Origin of the sequence: Sorangium sp. So ce327 (genome assembly GCF_051530205.1) — a bacterium.
Lineage (GTDB): Bacteria > Myxococcota_A > Polyangia > Polyangiales > Polyangiaceae > Sorangium > Sorangium cellulosum_B.
In genome coordinates this window covers 3383344-3402329 of sequence record NZ_CP150330.1, presented here as the reverse complement: position 1 = coordinate 3402329, position 18986 = coordinate 3383344, and the positions used below count along the sequence as shown (strand labels likewise).

The 18986-nt window shown below is 70.9% G+C and carries 12 protein-coding genes; 9 read left to right on the top strand and 3 right to left on the bottom strand.

Features of this window, described 5'->3' with window-relative positions; translation table 11 throughout:
- The first annotated feature begins 91 nt into the window (after positions 1-91).
- The 5 genes from WME95_RS12985 to WME95_RS12965 all read left to right on the top strand — a co-directional run bounded on the left by WME95_RS12985 (position 92) and on the right by WME95_RS12965 (position 9586).
- On the top strand, positions 92-1585 hold the full coding sequence (locus WME95_RS12985) for a protein kinase domain-containing protein (protein ID WP_437908696.1): 1494 nt from the start codon (positions 92-94) through the stop codon (positions 1583-1585).
- A 124-nt stretch (positions 1586-1709) separates the two neighbouring features.
- Positions 1710-2939, top strand: a complete 1230-nt coding sequence (locus WME95_RS12980) for an ATP-binding protein (RefSeq protein WP_437908695.1) — start codon at positions 1710-1712, stop codon at positions 2937-2939.
- Between the two features lie 496 nt (positions 2940-3435).
- Positions 3436-6729 (top strand): beta-propeller domain-containing protein, encoded by a 3294-nt coding sequence (locus WME95_RS12975; RefSeq protein WP_437908694.1) that lies wholly within the window; start codon positions 3436-3438, stop codon positions 6727-6729.
- 198 nt (positions 6730-6927) lie between these two features.
- Positions 6928-8073: a hypothetical protein gene (locus WME95_RS12970; protein ID WP_437908693.1), complete on the top strand. Its 1146-nt coding sequence runs from the start codon at positions 6928-6930 to the stop codon at positions 8071-8073.
- A 496-nt stretch (positions 8074-8569) separates the two neighbouring features.
- Positions 8570-9586: a sugar-binding protein gene (locus WME95_RS12965; RefSeq protein WP_437908691.1), complete on the top strand. Its 1017-nt coding sequence runs from the start codon at positions 8570-8572 to the stop codon at positions 9584-9586.
- A gap of 48 nt (positions 9587-9634) precedes the next feature.
- Here WME95_RS12965 and WME95_RS12960 read toward each other — a convergent pair whose 3' ends face one another.
- Both WME95_RS12960 and WME95_RS12955 read right to left on the bottom strand, forming a co-directional pair.
- Positions 9635-12139, bottom strand: coding sequence for a substrate-binding domain-containing protein (locus WME95_RS12960; protein ID WP_437908690.1), 2505 nt, complete (start codon positions 12137-12139; stop codon positions 9635-9637).
- A 147-nt stretch (positions 12140-12286) separates the two neighbouring features.
- Positions 12287-12988, bottom strand: coding sequence for a DUF4336 domain-containing protein (locus tag WME95_RS12955; protein ID WP_437908689.1), 702 nt, complete (start codon positions 12986-12988; stop codon positions 12287-12289).
- A gap of 326 nt (positions 12989-13314) precedes the next feature.
- On the opposite strand from WME95_RS12955, the gene WME95_RS12950 reads away from it, so the two are divergent.
- The 3 genes from WME95_RS12950 to WME95_RS12940 all read left to right on the top strand — a co-directional run bounded on the left by WME95_RS12950 (position 13315) and on the right by WME95_RS12940 (position 15709).
- The gene (locus WME95_RS12950; RefSeq protein WP_437908688.1) at positions 13315-14619 is read left to right on the top strand and encodes a serine/threonine protein kinase; all 1305 of its coding nucleotides are present in this window, start codon (positions 13315-13317) and stop codon (positions 14617-14619) included.
- Positions 14616-14750, top strand: a complete 135-nt coding sequence (locus WME95_RS12945; RefSeq protein ID WP_437908687.1) for a hypothetical protein — start codon at positions 14616-14618, stop codon at positions 14748-14750. Before WME95_RS12950 ends, WME95_RS12945 begins: the two co-directional genes overlap by 4 nt.
- A 98-nt stretch (positions 14751-14848) precedes the next feature.
- A complete protein-coding gene (locus WME95_RS12940; protein WP_437908686.1) occupies positions 14849-15709 on the top strand; it encodes a BPTI/Kunitz domain-containing protein in 861 nt (286 codons plus the stop codon).
- Between the two features lie 134 nt (positions 15710-15843).
- On the opposite strand, the gene WME95_RS12935 is transcribed toward WME95_RS12940, so the two are convergent.
- Positions 15844-17193 (bottom strand): hypothetical protein, encoded by a 1350-nt coding sequence (locus WME95_RS12935; RefSeq protein WP_437908685.1) that lies wholly within the window; start codon positions 17191-17193, stop codon positions 15844-15846.
- Between the two features lie 318 nt (positions 17194-17511).
- Between WME95_RS12935 and WME95_RS12930 the strand changes: the two genes are divergently transcribed.
- The gene (locus tag WME95_RS12930; protein WP_437908683.1) at positions 17512-18882 is read left to right on the top strand and encodes a sigma 54-interacting transcriptional regulator; all 1371 of its coding nucleotides are present in this window, start codon (positions 17512-17514) and stop codon (positions 18880-18882) included.
- Positions 18883-18986 lie beyond the last annotated feature (104 nt).

Sequence of the window (18986 nt, the reverse complement as noted above, 5' to 3'; positions counted from 1 at the left end):
CCGTCAGACCGCCGCGTGCACCGCGCTTCGCAGCTGGAGCGCGTGTCGCTCTCCGTTGATAGGCATGCGCAGGGCACGTATCATGCGCACCATGGCAGACGCGGCGGACGGCTCGCCCAGCTTCAGCTCTGGAAGCGCGAACGGCGGCGATCCCCCCGCGCCGCTCGCGCCCGACGCCGCGGATACGCTGCAGGGCGTCGACACCGTGGTGCGCGACCGTCCCCCCACGCGGGCGGAGCCGCCGGCCGAGCGGAACGGCGACGGCTCGACGCTGAGCGACGAGGACCTCTGGCAGGCCGCGGCGCGCTCGAGCCTGCACGAGGGAGGCAGCCCGGTTCAGGTGCCGCCCGAGGGCACGTTGCTCGGAGGGGTCTACCGCGTCGTCGGTCGCCTTGGAGAGGGGGCGATGGGCGTCATCCTCCTGGCGCGCGACGAGCAGCTCCAGCGGGACGTCGCCATCAAGCTGCTCCGGCCGGAGCAGCTCGACAACGCGCAGATGCAGGCCCGCCTGCTGGCGGAGGCGCGGGCGATGGCGCGCGTCCACCACCCGAACGTGGTCGAGATCTATGCGTTCGGCGAGTACGAGAACGCGCCGTATTTCGTCATGCAGTACGTGCCGGGGGTCACGCTCGACACCCACGTCCACAGCAAGGGGGGCCGGCTCGGCCTCGACGAGGCGCTGAGCGTCCTCGACCAGGTCTGCCTCGGCGTCTCGGCGATCCACGCCTCGGGCATCGCCCACCGCGACGTGAAGCCGAGCAACATCCTCGTCGGCCAGGCCCTCCGCGTGGTGGTGGCCGATCTCGGGCTCGCGAAGCGGATCCCCCGCGGCGATCGGATCGAGCTCGCCTTCTCCGGCACCCCGGCGTACCTGGCGCCGGAGGTGGCGCTGGGCCGGCAGCTCGATCCCGCGCTGCTGCCGCGCATCGACGTCTACGCCCTCGGGGTGGTCGCGTACTACCTGCTCGCCGGCCGCCTGCCGTTCCAGAGCACGAGCACGGTGGATCTGGTCATGCAGCACGCGTATCAGCCCCCGATCCCGCCGAGCGAGATCTGCCCTGATCTGCCGCTGTCGTTCGACGCGCCGGTGCTCGCGGCGCTGGCCAAGGAGCCCGACCAGCGCACGGCGAGCGCGGAGGCGCTGCGCGAGGCCCTGCTCGACGCGCGCGGCGCCCTGCCGGCGTACGCGCGCACGACGCGCGTCCTGGTCGCCGACGACAGCCCGTCGTTCCGCAGCTTCCTCGCCAGCATCCTCGCGGAGGCGCTGCCCGGCGCGGCCATCGAGACCGCGCCCGACGGCGCCGCGGCGCTCTCGGCCATCGAGGCGAACCGCCCGTCGCTCGGCGTGTTCGACCTCGACATGCCCGGGCTGGACGGCATCGCGCTCACGGCGGCGGTGCGCAAGCTCCCACAAGGGGATTTCCCGATCATCGTGGCGACCGGGACCGGGGGCGCGGCCGACTGGCAGTGCCTGTCGCGCCTCGGCGCGTCGGCGTTCCTCGTCAAGCCGTTCGACGCGGGGCAGCTCATCACCCTGGCGCGCGCGCTCGTGGGCGTCGCCGAAGAGCAGAAGCGCCGGCCATGAGGGGCGGGGCGAAGACCCTGGCCTCCGCCGCGGCGGGGGTGGAGCAGGCGGCGTGGCGCGAAGCTTGCCGGCGGGAGAGCGCCGATGTCCGGCGTGGTCGAGGCTCCCGATGAACGACAGCGTGATGAAGGTCCTGCTTGTGGATGACGACGAGGTCGACCACCTCGTCACGCGGAGGCTCCTCCGCGACGCTCCCCGCACCCGGTACGACGTGACGTGGCTGAGCAGCTCGGACGAGGCGATCCGGGCGCTGCGCGCCGGCGGCTACGACGTCTGCCTCCTCGACTTCCGGCTCGACGCCCGGACGGGCCTCGACGTCGTGCGTGAGGCCAACCACCTCGGCTGCGCGATCCCCATCATCATGCTGACGGGGGTCGGCGACGAGGAGATCGACATGGCCGCGATGAGCGCGGGCGTCGCGGATTACCTGGTGAAGGGCAGGTTCGACGCGCAGATCCTCGAGCGCACGATGCGCTACGCCATCGAGCACAAGCGGAGCCAGCTCAAGCTCAAGCAGTACGCCGACACGCTGGAGGAGAGCAACCGGCAGCTCGTCCAGATGCACGAGGAGCTCGCGGCGAAGAACGCGGAGCTGGTCCGGCTGAACGAGGAGAAGAACCGCTTCGTCGGCATGGCGGCCCACGACCTCAGGAACCCGCTCGGCGTCATCCTGGGCTACAGCGATTTCATGCTGATGAGCCACCGGCGCGGGGAGCCGTCGTCGCTGCTCAAGGAGGGTGGCGTCGAGATCGTCAACATGATCAGGAGCTCGAGCAAATTCATGCTCTCGCTCATCAACGATCTGCTCGACGTGTCGATGATCGAGCTCGGCAAGCTGAACCTCGACAGGAAGAGCACGGATATCGTCCAGCTCGTCGAGTCCAACGTGGCGCTCAACCTGGTGCTGGCGGGGCAGAAGAACATGAAGCTCGTCGTCGAGAGCGACGAGGGCGTCCCGCGGGTCGAGGTCGACGTCCACAAGCTGGAGCAGGTGCTCAACAACCTCATCAGCAACGCCATCCACTACTCGCCTCCGGGCACGACCATCCGCGTCCGGGTCGAGGGGAGCCGCGGGGGGGATGTCGGCGGAGGGGCCGAGGTGCTCCTGTCGGTGAAGGACGAAGGGCCCGGGATCGCGGCGGAGGACCTCGGGAAGCTCTTCCGGCCGTTCGGGCGGGCGAGGACGGTCAGCACCGGGGGGGAGCGCTCGACGGGCCTCGGGCTGGCGATCGCGCAGCGGATCGTCGAGGGCCATGGCGGGCGGATCTGGGTGGAGAGCGTGGTCTCGAAGGGGTCGACGTTCTTCGTCGCGCTGCCGGTGGCGCGGGCGGAGGAGAAGGAAGAGGCCGCGTGACCGGCGCGCGACGAGCGCGGGTCCCGCGCCGCTCGACGTCACGATAGAAGGCGTCGAGCGCCCCGCAGACCGGCGCGAGCCGACGGCAACCAGCGCTGTTCGAACCGTCGTGTGGGCAGACGCCGCCACGTGTGAGCGTTCGGCGCTCCGCTCCACCCAAGAACCCATCCTGCGCCACGCAGAGCGATCCGCTCTGCCGCCGTTCCGTAACAGCATTCCACATTGAGCGGCTCCTCCAGAAGGTGGATACTCCGCTGGATGCAAGCTCACGGTCCGCGGTAGTGCGAAGCCGCGAAGACCGGCTCGATCGCGGGATGCGCCGTGCCGGACGCGCCCTCGATCGCTCGCCGGGGACTCGCCGCACCGCCGCCCCCGGACCGCGACGTTCCGACCACGTTGAACCGTGTAGGACACATCGATGTGCGCCGTCTCCGCACCTCATGCGAGGTGCCAGGGAGGAGTAGCTGTGGCGAAGAGAAGAGCACTATTCAGAGGTGTGCTGTCAGCGCAGGCCAGCGTGATGGCCGCGCTCCTCTTGCTGCTCGGACAGGGATGCGGGAGCGACGACAACAAGCCCGAGCCCCAGGAGCAGACCCCACCCGAAGAAGAGAACGAGAACCCTCCGCCCGAGGAGGAGGAGCCCGATCCTCCCAAGGAAGAGCCCGAAGAGCCCGAAGAGCCCGAGGAGCCAGAGACCCCGGAGGGGCCCACCGACTTCGTGTCGGCCGATGATCCGTTCACCGAGGGGTACCTCGGCGAGGAGGAAGAAGAAGAGGAAGAAGAGGAGGAGGAAGAAGAAGAGAGCCGCGAGCTCGAGGAAGGCGACATCTACCGCGTCCTCGGCGGCGGGCAGCTCCTCAACCTCAACACCTTCCGCGGCCTGCAGGTCATCGATATCCAGGACCCGTCGGACCCGAAGTTCCTGGGCCAGATGCAGATCGCCGGCACCCCGGTCGAGATGTACGTCGTCGGCGACCGCGCGGTGGTGCTCCTGAACGACTGGGCCGGCTACCAGCTCAAGGCCGACGGCCTGACCGTGGAGCGGCGGACCGGCGGGACCGTGCTGTTCATCGACATCGCCGACCGCGCCGCGCCGAAGCTCCTGTCGCAATACCCGGTCACGGGCGCCATCATGACGAGCCGCCTCGCGCGCGGCGACAGCGCGAGCTCGCTCTACATCGCCTCGAACGGCTCGGAGCTCGAGGAGATCAACCCCGGGCAGTTCCAGTGGGTCAACAAGACCCTCGTCCAGAGCTTCGATGTCGGCGCCGACGCGCTCATCGAGCGCGGCGAGATCGAGCTCGGCGACGCCGTGACCGCCATCCACGCCGAGGCGGACGTGCTCCTCGTGGCGCGCAACGGCGGCAGCTGGTCGCAGGATCCCAGCGAGATCTCGATCATCGACATCTCGAACCGCGACGGGTCGATGGTGCTGCGCGACAGCGTGAGCACGGCCAGCTACGTGCGCTCCCAGTTCCACATGGACTTCCGCGACAACATGCTGCGGGTCTTCTCCGGTCCGCAGTGGGCCGACGGGACGCCCAGCTACCTCGAGACGTGGAACGCGGCCGATCCCGACAACATCGTGCCGATCGACAGCGAGGAGTTCGGCGCCCAGCAGTCGCTCTACGGCGCCATCTTCCTGGACGACAGGGCGTTCGCGGTCACCTACCGGCGCCAGGATCCCTTCCACGCCTTCTCCATCGATCCGAGCGGGAACGTCACCGAGGAGAGCGAGTTCATCGTGTCCGGGTGGAACAACTTCTTCCGCCCGGTCTTCGGCGCGACCCGCCTGATCGGCATCGGCGTGAACGATCAGAACGGCCGGCAGCTCGCGGCCAGCCTCTATGACATCACCGATCTGACGAGCCAGGATCCCCTGGTGGCGCGCGCCGAGATCGACGGCGGCGCCCAGGGCTGGAGCTGGTCCGAGGCCGACTGGGATCACCGCGCGTTCACCGTGCTCGACGACGCGGTGGACGCCGTGGCGGCGACCGGAGAGCCCGAGACGGGCCTCGTGCTGCTCCCGTTCTCCGCGAGCAGGGTCGTGGACAACACCCGGCGGCCGTTCTCCGGCGTGCAGATCTTCACCTTCTCGGACACCACGCTGACCCGCCGCGGCGTGATGGAGCACGGGACCCCCGCGCGCCGCACGTTCCGCGCCGAGGACATCGCCACCGCGAACGTCTCCGATGAGGAGCTCACCCTCTACGCGCAGGACAAGCTCGACACGCCCGAGAAGCTCGGACACCTCGATCTCGCCCCGGATTATGTGAAGGTCTTCGCGTTCGGCGAGCACCGCGTCCGCGTGAAGATGCCTTACGATCTCTACTGGACCCCCGCCGAGAACCGGAAGGTCAAGGCGGAGGTCGTGCCGAGCGCCGGGCTCACGCAGCTCGCGCAGCCGATCGCCACCTTCGATCTGCCGGCCGACGCGGAGCTCCATCAGGTGGGCGATCTGCTCGTGTCGCTGACCACCACCTTCGAGAACTGGGTGGGCAAGGTGACCCACCTCGAGGTGATCGACCTGTCCGATCCGACCGCGCCGCGGCGGGCGGGCACGCTCGACACGAGCGATCTCCCCGCCACGGGCGGCTACCACGGCGGAGCCAGCTCGTTCTCGACGGTGCACCCCGCGCGCGATGCCCTCGCCTTCCTGCGCGTCATCGGCCACTCCGAGGACCTCGGGGTCGGCTGGGCGTGCCGGACCAGCTCGGTCGAGGATCCGGGCTGCTTCGGGCAGGAAGGCTGCACGTACATGGCCGGAGAGCGGACGTGCCGCAACATCGGCGGCGAGGAGTACTGCAACGGCGGGTTCGCCGAGTGCACCGACCACCCCGGCGCGGACACGACCTGCACGCCGGTCGAGGTCGACCGGAACGACATCGTGGGGATCACGTCGACGTATTGTTATGAGTACGTCCCGCGCCGCAGCTGGGCACAAATCGAGGTCCACGTTGTCGACCTCTCCGACCCGGACCACCCGACCGTGGCGCCGGCCGTCGCGCTGCCGGACGACAACGAGACCGTGAACGTCCTCAACGACGACGGGGAGCTCTACTTCAACATCAAGCGCTCGATCAGCGGGCTCGCGCCGGACGATCCGCGCCCGCGCACGCAGTACTTCCTCACGCACCTCGACCTGACCAACCCGTCGCAGCCGGCGCTCGATCCGGGGATCAACGTGCCCGGCGAGGTGCTCGCGATCCAGGGCGCGTCGATCTTCGCGAGGGACAGGGTGTGGGGCCAGCAGTTCATCGAGACGGCGATCGCGCGGCTCGAGGTGCACGAGGGGCTCGCGTACCTGCAGGAGTACCAGAAGTTCCCGGACCGCCAGGTCAACGCGATCTCCATCGACGGCCGCGGGCTGCCCGTCCTGTCCCACAGCCTGATCTGGCGCCCGAGCAGCTGGTGGTACGCCGGCTGGGATCCCAACCAGAAGCTGACAACGCTCTCGCCGGCGGGTGAGGCGCCGCCGCCCGAGCCGGAGAACGAGAACGAGAGCCCTGCGATCCCCGAGTTCGACGTGCTCTCCACCGTCCGACTCGCCTCCTGGGCGTCGCTGCGCCACACGGCCGACACGCGGGCGCTCTTCGAGGTGCCGGGCGGCGCCCTGGCGATCTCCCTCGAGGAGCCCGAGGCGCCGAAGGCACAGGCGTTCTTCCCGCTCTGGGGCTGGCCCGAGAGGTTCGTGACCAGCGGCGAGGAGGTCCTGTTCGCCGCCCGCCGCTTCGGGATTCACCAGCTCGATCGCGAGACCGTCAACCTCGTCCCCTACCTGGGCGAGTAGCCGGGCCGCTGGGCAAGCCGGCCGGGACCGAGCGCACCGGGCCGGCTTGCCGCAATGGCGCGCGGCGCGGAGCTCCGCCCGGCGCGGCCGCCTCATCCCTCTTTTCCCTCTTCGAACGATACGCACCGCGCGGGCCGCGCGTGGGAGGCGGTGAGATCCGGTTTCGCGGAGCGCGCGACAACGCTATGGAGGAGCCCCATGGTCGAGCAAAGCACAGCGGAAAACGGGGAGGGGCAACCGGAGAGCGCGGGGCCCGTCGAGGAGCGCGCGACGGAAGCCGCCGGAGGGCCGGCGGAGGCGGGCGCGGAGGCCTCTTCCGGCGGCACGACGACGACGACGACGACGGGCGCAGCGAGCGCGGCAGACGCCGCGGTGGCGCCGGCCGCCGATTCGCCGGCCGCCCCTGCGCCCGCCGTCGCTTCGCCGGCCGCCGCTGCGCCCGCCGCCGCTGCGCCGGCTCGATCGCGGCCGCCGCGGGTCATCGACATGCGCCGGCCGCGCACGCCAGCGCCCGCGCAGGAGCCGCCGCCGCGGCGCCCGGCGTGGCCAGCGGAGCGTGGACCTGCCGACCGTGGAGCGCGCGAGCGCGGGCCGGCGGCGCGCGCAGGACGCGACAGCGGCCCGGCCGGGCGCGGGGCGCGCGACGGCAACGCGGCCGGGCGCCGCTCGCCGGACAAGGCCAGGGGGGCGCGAGATGGGGCGACGCCGCGCGGCCGGACAGGCGCCGGAGGCGCTGCCCAGACCCGCGCGCCCGCGTCCCATCCAGCGCCGGGCGCCGCCACGCGAGAGCAGCGCGCGGCCCCCGCCGCGGACCCCGCGCAGAGCGAGGCGGAGCGCAACGCCGCGCTCGCCGAGGCGAAGCGCGCGCCCGCCGCCGGAGAGGCGAACGCCTCCAAGGCGTCGCGGCAGCCGCAGCCCGCCGAGACGCGCGGCGTGGCGCCGGCTCCGGCGCCGGAGACGACGGCGACCCCCGAGCCACGCCGGGACGCCGTGTGGGTGCCTCCGCCGAGCGCCGCATTCCCGCGGAAGAAGAAGCCCGCGCTCACCGCCAAGGAGGCAATGAAGGCCAGAGTCCAGGCGCGGGCCGAAAAGAAGGCAGCGAAGCAGGCGCCGAGCCGCGCGGCCGAGCCCACCGCGGACCAGGGCGTGGAGGCCGCCCGTGAGGAGCCCGGAGCGCCCCCCGCTGCAGCAGAGCCCCGTGACGCCGCCGTGGCGAAGCGCCGCGACGCGGCGCCAAGGTCAGCACGCCGCGACCAGGCGGCGCCGGCGCCGGCGGCAGACGCGCCGACCCCGAAGCCGGGGCTGCTCAGGCGGTTGCTGGGCCTGTTCCGGCGCTCCGGCTAGCTCCGCCCTCCAGAAGCCCGGCCAGCGAGCTGGGGAGAGATTTCAACGCAAAGCCGCAAAGCCACAAAAAAGAACAGATAGGGGTCGCCGGCGGACGGGCAGCCCGAGCCTCCGAGCAGCCGAGTCCGGGCTCGGACACCAGCTCTCCGCCTCCGCTCCGCGCGCTCCCGAGCTGGCCGTCAGTGCGCCTCCCGCGCACCCCCTCGCCGCCTTGCGGACACATCCTCAGCAGGAGCCCCGCAGTCATGAGGTTCACACCGCACATCGCATGTGCCTCGCCTCACTTGTTCTCCAGATCAGGTGGGCTCGCACACGCTCGGCCCCTGCCGGAACAGATGAACCTGCGCGTCACCTCGATGATCAGCCCGGGTCGTTCACGCGAGGCGCGACATCGGCGAGGCGAGTCGCTAGCATCGCTCTGGGGCATCACCGCTGTCGCGGAGCAGCGACGTCGTCTCGACGCACGCTTCGCGCGGACGAACGGAGGAGAACCGCCGTGAACCATCAGAAGGGTCTCTGGGAGCTCGCATGTGCGGCGTTCACCATGCTGTCGATGGCGTTGATCGCAGGCTGCGATCAGGGAGGTGGGGGCGAGGTCAGCAGCAAAGGCAACGGCAAAGAAGCCACGGCCAAGGTCATCAAGGTCGCGTTCGTGACGAACGGCTCCAGCGACTTCTGGAAGATCGCGTTCGCCGGTGTGCGCAAGTACGAGCAAGAGGCCAAGATTCAAGTCGACCTCAAGGTGCCGCAGAACAGCACGCCCACGGAGCAGAACCAGATCCTCGAGAGCCTCGCCAGCCAGGGCTACGACGCCGTCGGCGTGAGCGTCCTGGCGCCGGACGATCAGGTGACCGTGCTCAACAAGGTCGCGCAGAAGGTCAAGCTGATCACGTTCGACTCCGACGCCCCGAAATCGAACCGGCTGCTCTACATCGGCACGAACAACTACGAGGCCGGGAAGGTGCTCGGCAACGAGATCGTGAAGCTCCTGCCGAACGGCGGGAAGATGGCCGCCTTCGTCGGCATGTTCGCGGTCGACAACGCGGCCCAGCGCCTCAAGGGCATTCAGGACGTGGTCACTCCCCACGATATCCAGCTCGTCGACAAGCGCGAGGACAACACCGACCTCGCCAAGGCGCGCACGAACGTGGAGGACATCATCAACGCCCACCCCGACCTCGACGTCGCGACCGGCCTCTGGTCGTACAACGGGCCGGCCATCGTCGCCGCCGTCGAGGCGCTCGGGAAGAAGGGCAAGGTCAAGCCGGCCGTGTTCGACGAGGAGGACGCGACGCTCGCCGGCATCGAGAACGGCACTGTCGCCTGCACCGTCGTACAGAAGCCGTTCCAGTTCGGCTACCTGGGGAGCAAGTGGCTCCACCGCCTCGCGACCGAGGGCGACGCGGCCATCGCCGCCATCCCCCCGAGCAAGGTGATCGACACCGGGGTCGACGTGATCAACAAGGACAACGTCGCGCAGTTCAAGGCCACGCTCGCCGAGATGAAGAAGTAGCCCGTTCCCACGGCGGTCCGACGCCTGGTCACCCCGGTTCGGCTCGGCTCAGAAGGGCTGGGGGTGCGGTGAGCGGCGATAGACGATCTGGCCGCCGGTCTTCGACAGCGCGTAAGCGAACCCGAGCTCCAGGGTCGAGCGGGTGATGACGCTCCCGAGGTCCACGCCCTGCTCCACCATCAGCCGCGCCGCCGCCGGCGTGACGCCGACGAGCACGACCTCGGCGCCGAGCAGCCGCGCCGCCCGCGCCGCCCGCAGGAGGTGCTCCACCGACGCGGCGTCGACGACCGCCATCCCCGTGACGTCGACCAGCACCACGCGCGCGTGGTGCTCGGTGATGTCTTGCAGCATCGACTCGATGAAGCGGCCGGACCGCTGCGCGTCCATCGTCCCGACGATCGGCATCACGAGGATGTCCCGCGCGATGGGCACGACAGGGCTCGAGAGCTCGCGGATCGTGTCGAGCAGCGACTCCTGATGCCGGTTCGCGCGCTCGAGCTCATGGGTCCGCTCGGTGATCCGGTGGACGAGCCGCGTGTTCTCGATCGCCACGGCCATCGTGTCGACGATGCGCTCGATCGTCGTGAGATCGTCGAGCGAGCACGCCGCCCGGCGCCCGCTCTCCAGGACCAGGGCGCCGAAGGCGGACCCGCCGGCGAGCAGCGGGACGCCGACCAGGGTATGCGCCCCCTTCCCGCGCGCCTCGACGACATCGGGCGCGTCGTGGAGCTCGCTCGAGTGCGTGTCGACGATGAGCGGCCGGGCGGTGCTCAGCACCCGCCCGACCATCGACCTCGCGTCGAGGGGGGCTCGCTCGTCGCGGTACCCCTCGCTCCCCGCGTCCACGGTGACGAGGAGGAGCTCCTTCGAGCGGCTCTCGTAGGGGAGCTGCTCCCTCCGCTTCGCCGCCTTGCGGTTGGCGTCCAGAGGCAGGTAGTCGGAGAGGGGGAGCGACCAGGGCGTGCGCTCGATGGTCACGACGTCGATGCCGGTGTCGATGAAGCGCAGCGCGGACCCTCCCCCGGAGCCGGCGCGCGTGGGCAGCCCGGCCAGGGTCGCGTCGATGCCCTTCGATACCATGTCGTGGAGCACCCGCACCGCGCGATAGCCCATCTCGTGCTCGCGCTGGACCAGGACGGCGTGGATGGTCCCTTCCCGGAGCATCTCGAGGGTGTCCGTGAGCAGATCGAAGGCGACGATCTTGAGCTCCCCCGCCCGCCCCAGCGCCCTCGCGGCCGCGCCCCACGACAGGCCGTTCTCGGCGCAGACGCCGAAGGCGCCGGCGATTTCGCCGGTCTGCACGGCCTCCCGGGCGATCCGCATCCCGAGCTCGATGTCGAACCGGTCCTCGGCCGGCGGCTGCAGGTCGAAGGGCGCGCGCGTGCCCGAAAGCGCCGCACGGAACGCCTCGATGCGCTCGCGGCTGTTCATGGCGCTGAGCCAGAACGTCAGCGCGCCGATCTTCCCTCCACCCGGGAGCAGCCGGGCCATCATCTCCGCGGCGAGCCGCCCTGCCGCCACGTTGTCGGTGCCGATATAGGCCTGAGCGCAGCTGCCCTCGGCGGGCGGCGTGTCGATCGTGACCACCGGGACCCCGGCCCGCGCCGCCCGGCGGATCGCCGGCTCGAGGACCTCCGGGGTGATCGGCGCCACGGCGATACCGTGCACGCCCCGGTCGATGGCGTCCTCGAGGATCCCGCGCTGCTCGACGGCGCTGTGGGCGGGGGCGTTGCGGACGTCCACGTGGATGCCGACGCTGCGCCCCGCGACGAGGGCGCCGTCACGCACGTTGTTCCAGAACGCGAGCGGCGATCGGTGCGGGACGTGGTAAACGCGGATCTCGCGGGCTGCGGCGTCGCCGCGCGCGCCCCCGGAGGGAGCGTCGCTCAGCAGGACGAGGTGCACGGAGCGCCATTGCGGCCCGAGCTGCACGCTCTTGATGCCTTTCGAGATCATCTCGACGAGCTCATGCGTGCTGGTCCGCGCGGCCACCGCGTTCAGCACCCCCTCGAGCACGCGCACCTCCTGGGCCGACCGCGCCTTGTCGTTGTAGAGCTCTCGCCGCTCGAGCGCCGCGCCGGCGCTCGCGGCCAGCGCGCGGAGCCGCGCCCAGCCCTCGCCGGAAGGCGCCTGCCCGCCCGGCTGCTCGACGGCGAGCACGCCGATCGTCTGTCCCTGCACCTGCACCGGGGTGAGGATCACGACCGCGCCCGCGGGCACGAGGTGCAGCGCCGACGCGCCCGGCAGGTGCTCGCGGTACCAGTCGGCGGCCGCCATGACCCGAGGGCTGTCCGCGGAATCAGGCGTCGCCAGCGTCGAGAGCGTCGAGAGCGTCGAGAGCGTCGAGAGCGTCTCGATCACGGTGGCCGGCACCGCGCCGCCGGCGACCTCCTGCGGGCTCGCCAGCACGCCAGCGAGGCCAACAGAGGCCTTGTGGACCAGCTGCTCCCCGTCACGGGCCAGGAGGCTCGCTCGCTGCGCGGACGGCACGGCGCCCACGGCGTCCGTCACGATGCGATGCAGCGTTGCATGAAGATCGAGACCGGTGATCATGCGCCTCACGTCCGCGCAACACCCCCACGACGGCGCGGACGTCACGCCAGTGGGCGTGATCGAGCGGCACCTTGTCAAGGGATGACCGAGCCGCCTCGGGCGCCAATCGTCTGCGCGTGGGCTCGCTAACGGAGCGGCGCCGTCAACCTACACCTCCACGCCCTCCAGTCGCCAGGCTCGTACGAGGCCGTCGCGCCAACCTTCTTCGATGACCTCGGCGTGCCCCACGATGAGACGCTTGGCCGGTCGCTCCAGCATGGCGCGGATGGAGCGCGCGGCCGCGCTTTTGTCCAGAATCTTCTTTCTGGCGTCGGGAGGCACGCGCACCTGCTCGTAAAAGCCAGTAATGCGCGCGGCGTAACGCAAAGTCCAGTGGTCCTTGGCGCAAGCACAAATGACGATGTCTGCGCCCAGCAGGGTTTGCGTTGGCCGATGGTAGAGCACTGTCTCGTCCCAGAACGGCACGCCCCGGAGCGGCAAGGCCTCGAGCTCGGGGACCTGCTCGCCGAACTGGGCGTCGTGGATATCCATGTCGAGTCTCAGCGCCTTGTTCCTGCCCCGCGCCGACGCCGGTCCCACCACGCGCGCCTCGGGGAAATGAGCCGCCGCCGCGGGAGTCCCGAGGTGATGCCAGCAGTTGGGTACCAAGAGCCAGCGCACGGGGCCCAGGGCTCGCAGCTGCTCTGCCAGCGCATCGGTGGGAGGGGCCGGGGTGTGCAGGAGCAGACTGCCGTCGTCGAGGCGTACGACCGTGGTGCGGGCGCGCATCCGTACTCCGCTGAACCACAGGGGGCGGTCCAGGGTCCAGATCGTGTCATCGACGACGGCGGTTAAAGCGCTGTCAGGCATGCGGGCGTCTTCCTCCAAGCGGCCAAGGCGTTCAATGGGCAAGGAAATCCAAGCGCGATCCCAAAGTCAATTTCCTCGTAGCGGCCGTTCCACAGTACAGCCACGGCGCACGCGAAGCTGCCGGGCTCACTGGCCTCCTGTGCGCCGGGATCGAGCTTGGGCGCTCAGGCGGCGCGGGGGCGCGCGTCGCCGCGCGGCGCTTGCCACGACGGGCCGCACAGCGCATCGTGCGAGGGCGGCTGGCCATGATGCACGAGCTGAACGACTGGCGCCCCGGCGCGGAGATTGACGGCTTCACGCTCGGCGCTCGCGTGCGCGCGGGGGGCATGGGCGTGCTCTTCCGCGTCACGAGGCCAGGCATCGAGCGGCCGCTGGTCATGAAGCTGCCGCGCCTGGGGCCGAACGAGCCCAGCGAGAGCATCGTCGGCTTCGAGACGGAAGCGATGATCCTCCCGACCTTGAAAGGACCTCACGCGCCGGCTTTCGTGGCGGCGGGAGACCTCGCGGGTACGCCGTACCTGGTCAAGGAGTGGATCGAAGGCCGCACGCTCGCCGACCTGCTCGGCGCTGGACCGCTGAACACCGCCGACGTGACCCGGATCGGCGCCGCCCTCGCGGACGCGCTGCATGGCATCCATCAGCAGGGCGTCGTCCATCTGGATGTGAAGCCCGAAAACGCGATCGTTCGCGCGGACGGCACGGTCGTCCTCATCGACTTTGGCTTCGCCCACCATGCGCATTACCCCGATCTGCTGGCGGAGGAGACCCGCCTCGGCGCCGGCTCTGCGCCGTACGTCTCGCCGGAGCAGATCCTCGGAACACGCGCAGACCGGCGCAGCGATCTGTTCGCGCTGGGCGTGGTGATGTACGAGCTGGCGACGGGGGAGCTGCCGTTCGGCGAGCCCGACACCGACGTGCGCAACCGGCTGTGGCTCGACCCCCTGCCCCCCTCGGCGATCGCGCCCGGCATACCGCCGTGGCTGCAGGAGATCATCCTGCGCAGCCTGGAGCCGCGCGCGGAGCTGCGTTACCAGTCGGCTGCCCACGTGGCATTCGACCTGCGACACCCCGAGCAGGTGCCGCTCAGCGCGCGCGCCACGAAGACCAAGCGCGCCGGCCTGGTCTCGCAGCTGCAGCGATTCCTCAGGGCCCGCGCCGAACACGGCGCCCGCCTCCGCGCGCCCCCGGCGCTGCTCAGCCGCACGCCGATCGTCCTTGTCGCGGTCGACACCACCCATCTGGAAGACGAGCGACACCAGGCGATCCGCTCTGCGGTCTCGCAGATCCTCGCGCTCAGCACGGAGTTTCGCCTGATCTGCCTGACCGTGATCGCGCATTCCGGGGCGTCCCGCGAGCATCTGGTGAAACTGCGAGACTGGGCGGCTCCGCTGGGCCTGCCGAGCCAGCGGCTCTCGTTGCACGCCGTCGCGTCCAGCGCGCCAGAGGACGTGATTGTCGAGCTGGCTCGCCACAACAACGTCGATCTCGTCGTGATCGGAGCGCCGCCGCAGGGCGGCCGCGCCTGGTCCCAGTCGGTCGCGTCGACGGTCACCGCTCGATCCGGCTGCAGCGTGCACGTCGTGCGCGTGAATGCGGCCCGGCGGTCGCCGCGCGACGAACGCGCGTCGTGAAGCACGTCGGCCCGGATCGGTCGACCGGTGGGACACGGTGCCTCCACGTGGGCGGCGCTCCGGAGAGGGGCGCGCCGCACCTCGATCTCATCGTCACGGCGCGCAGCGTCGCCTGGCACACCACCGGCTGACATGCCATCGACTACGGATGCAACTCCTACGATCGATTGTCTTATCCTCAGGTAACCGGAAGCGCGCCGATTACAACGTATCTGAAAACTACCAGCGCTTGTCCCTCGGTCTGGGCTTGCTCACCTCTCTCCTGCTCGCGGCGGGGTGCAGCGGCGCGGGGAACGACGGCGGATCGGGCGGCGGAGGCCCGGGCGGCGGGGGCCCGGTCGCGGGCAGCGGCGGCGGCTCGAGCAGCGCGGTCGCTGGCAGCGGCGGCGGCTCGGTCGCGAGCAGCGGCACCGGCGGCGAATCGCCGGACCGCTGTACGCTGCCGCAGGAGACCGGCCCCTGCGACGCGGCGATCCCGAGCTACTGGCACGACCCCGCCACCGGCGAGTGTGTTCCGTTCACCTATGGTGGTTGCGAGGGCAACGCGAACCGCTTCGAGTCGCTCGCGGCGTGCCTGGAGACCTGTCAGGGCACGACCACGGACATGGATGCATGCGCGGCGCCGGGCGATTGCGTCCTCGCGCCGCCCCGCTGCTGCGCCTCCTGCGACCCGGTCGACGCCAGCGCGTTCGTCGCCCTCCACCGCGACGCGGTGGCGGATTTCTGGAATGCCAGCGGGTGCGGAGACACGCAGTGCGAGCGATGCCCGGAGGTCGGCGAGGCCGAGAGCACCTCCCAGTACTTCGCCGCCACATGCGATAGCGGGAGCTGCGTCGTCGTCGACGTGCGCGAATCCCCGCTGACGGAATGCACGAAAGACGCGGACTGCGCGCTGCGCGACGGCGTCGGGTGCTGCGAGTCGTGCGACGGAAAAGGCATCGTCGCCCTCAACCGGAGCGGGGATCTCGGCGCCCTCGTTTGCCCAGAAGAGGTCGTCGCGTGCCCTCCCTGCGCGCCCGTGGTTCCGGAAGGAATGACGGCGGTGTGCTCGGAGGGCAGGTGTACGCCGCGGCTCTCCGAGGCGCCCTGACCGACCGGTGTTCGTGCCAGCTCCGGTCAACTACACATCCGATGTGCTGTTCACCAGGTCCGCCTGTGCCTTGCCGGGAGGGGTAGCGCGGGAGACCGTCACCTGCGCGGGCCAGGTGAAGCGCCTCCTGTCCTCTAGAGGCGGAACGCCGTCGGCGAGCCCGAGAGCTCCGCGTTGAGGTCGCCGGTGGCGTCGAGGCCATACGCGTGCAGCCGGTACTCGGTCCCGTTGCGCCACGCGTCCGGAATCCGGAACGAGAACCCGTGATGCCCCGCCATGTTGAGGTGGGTGTTCACGTCCAGACGCGGCAGGTCCGCGCCCGTGCCGCCGACGAACTGGATGCCGTTGATGCCCGGTCCGCTCGCGTAGAAGTGCACCCCCACGCTGGCCGGCGTGTCGGGGTCGGCCGCCCACCCCGAGGCCACCCCGGTCGTCGGATCGATGCTGTCGAGCCAACCGACAGGGGTCCGCCGCAGCCTCCCCGCGTTGACCCGCTGCGCGTAGGCCGAGTCCCCTTCCCCGTAATACGCCGCGGCCCTGTCGCCCGGGACGGGGTTGCCGTCGCGGTCGAGCTTCAGGTGAAAATAGCAGAATCCCCAGACGTTCCAGGGGAGGACAGGGCCGCTCTCGCCATAGTGCATGACCCCCGCCATGCGCTCGCCCTTCCGCGCCCTCGTCTCGTCGGTGTGCAGGCCCACCTCGGTCATGATCCACGATTTCGTGGGCGCGTAACGGCCGTAGAGATCGAGCACCAACGGGAGATCGTGGCTCTGATACCAGGTCTCGCCGGGCCCGTTGTACGCGTGCACGGCGACGTAATCCGCGTTGTGAAGCGGGCTGTCCGCGTCTTGCGCGTAGATCTGCAAGAACCACTCGATGTCGAGGGCGGTGCGCGGGGCGAGCGAGCAGGTGACGATCTTGGCCCCAGGGAACCGCCGCCGGCAACGGGCGATGGCCTCCGCGAGATAGTACCGGTTCTCCCAGATGTAGCTCTCCTTCCACGCTCGGCTCCGGCTGGCCCAGAACGCCCCTGTGCCGTCCGGATCGTTCACCGTGTTGGGCTCGTTGCCCAGCTCGATGATGAGATCCCTCTTCTTCTCCTTCGCCGCGTACCAGGGGGCGATCTCCTCCTCGACCTTGTTCGGATCGACATGGTACCTGTCGCCGGTGGTCGTCCGGACGAGGGTGATGGGCGTCAGCGAGCAGAGCTCCGAGAGGGTCGCCGGGTCGGTGATCGAGCGGTCGTGCAGCCCCCACCCGGTGACCACCTTCAGCATCTGATAACCGCCGCGGCGGGTGGCGTCCTTGAGGTGGGCCATCATCGCCTCCGTGAGGGTGAGGCCGGAGACGCGCGGCGTGAACGCCGCCTGCGCTCCGGCTTCACGCTCGATCCCGGTCACGACCCCCGCCACGCCGGCCGCTGTCGCCGAGATGAAGGCGCGGCGGGACAGCGCCAATGAGTCCCCCTTGTCGATCCTACGCATGACAACCTCTCCAATCGTGTTGGTTCAAGACGACCGCGCGCATCCCTCGGCGTTCGCTGGTCGAAAGCAGCCAGCGGATGGCTCGCGCGTCTCACCCGCGGCCGATGCACGCGTCAGACCAGGGACGAGATTGCGCTCCGCCGGCCGCGCAGGCGCGCCCTCGATCTCGGGCGCCGGCCGCGGGCTGTAGGCGGGGGCCAGCACCTGTTGGCGTGCGCCCACGATCGCCTCCGCGGCTGCGCCGCGGCAGAGATCGCGCCGCTCGGACGAAGGAGGCCTCGGAGAGCCCCCGCTCGGCGCCGTGGTAGCCTCGACCCGATGTCGCACGGCCAGCCATCGCCCTCCTCGCCCGACGAGACCCGCGCGCTCGTGTCCCGCTCCACGGAGCTCGTGTTCAGGCGCTTCCGGCTCAAGGTCCTGGAGGGCCCGGAGCGCGGCCTCACGCGGGACTCGGACGAGCCGGAGCTCGTGATCGGCACCGCGCCGGGCACGCACCTCACGCTCACCGATCCGACCGTCTCCCGCCATCACTGCGCCATCACCGCCACGGCCGAGGGGTTCCTGCTCCGCGACCTCGACAGCAAGAACGGCACGACCATGGCCGGGTACCGCGTCCGCTCCGCCTACCTCAAGGCCGGGACCGTGCTCGGCGTCGGCGAGACCTCGCTGCGCTTCGACCACCTCGACGAGGAGGTCCGCCAGCCGCTCAGCGACGAGGAGCGCTACGGCCGCGCCCTCGGGCAGAGCGCCGCCATGCGCCGCCTGTTCGCCCTCCTGCCCCGGATCGCCGGGAGCACCTCCACCGTGCTGATCGAGGGCGAGACCGGCACCGGCAAGGGCCTCGTCGCCGAGGCCATCCACCAGAGCAGCCCGCGCGCGAGCGGGCCCTTCGTCGTCGTCGACTGCTCCGCGATCCCGCCGAACCTCATCGAGGCCGAGCTCTTCGGGCACGTGAAGGGCGCCTTCACCGGCGCGGTCGCGTCGCGCCCGGGCGCCTTCGAGGCGGCGCGCGGCGGCACCGTCTTCCTCGACGAGATCGGGGAGCTGCCGCTCGACATGCAGCCCAAGCTGCTCCGCGCGCTCGAGGAGCGCGTCGTCAAGCGCGTCGGCAGCCTCGATCCGGTGCCGCTCGACATGCGCGTCGTCGCGGCGACCCACCGCGACCTCCGGAAGGAGGTCAACCGCGGCCGCTTCCGGGCCGATCTCTTCTACCGCCTGAACGTGGTGCGGATCCGCATCCCGCCGCTGCGCGAGCGGATCGAGGACATCCCGCTGCTCGTCGCCCATTTCTACGAGCAGCTGGTCACGGACGGCGATCCGAGCCCGCCCGCCGAGCTCCTCGAGGCGCTCGCGCAGCAGGACTGGCCCGGCAACGTGCGCGAGCTGCGGGCCGCCGTGGAGCGCGCGGTCCTCCTCGGCGACGCGGCGCCGTGGCGCGACGGGGCGGACGACGAGGGCGGCGCGCCGGACAGCGCCGCGCCGCCCGCAGCCGAGGACGCCTTCGACCCGGCGCTCTCGTTCCGCGCCGCCAAGGAGAAGGCCACGTCGCGCTGGGAGCGCGCGTACCTCCGGGGGCTGCTGCGGGCCCACGGGGGCAACCTCTCGGCGGCCGCGCGCGCGGCGCGCATGGACCGGAGCCACCTCCACGAGCTGCTCCGCCGGCACGACCTGTCGGGGCGCGAGGAGTAGGCGCGTAGGCGCGCACCTACACCTGTGGGCGCGCCCCTACAGGGACAGGGGCGCGATGCGCGGAGAGCGCCGCCCGAAGCGCCGGGGATCCGCGAGGCCCGCCG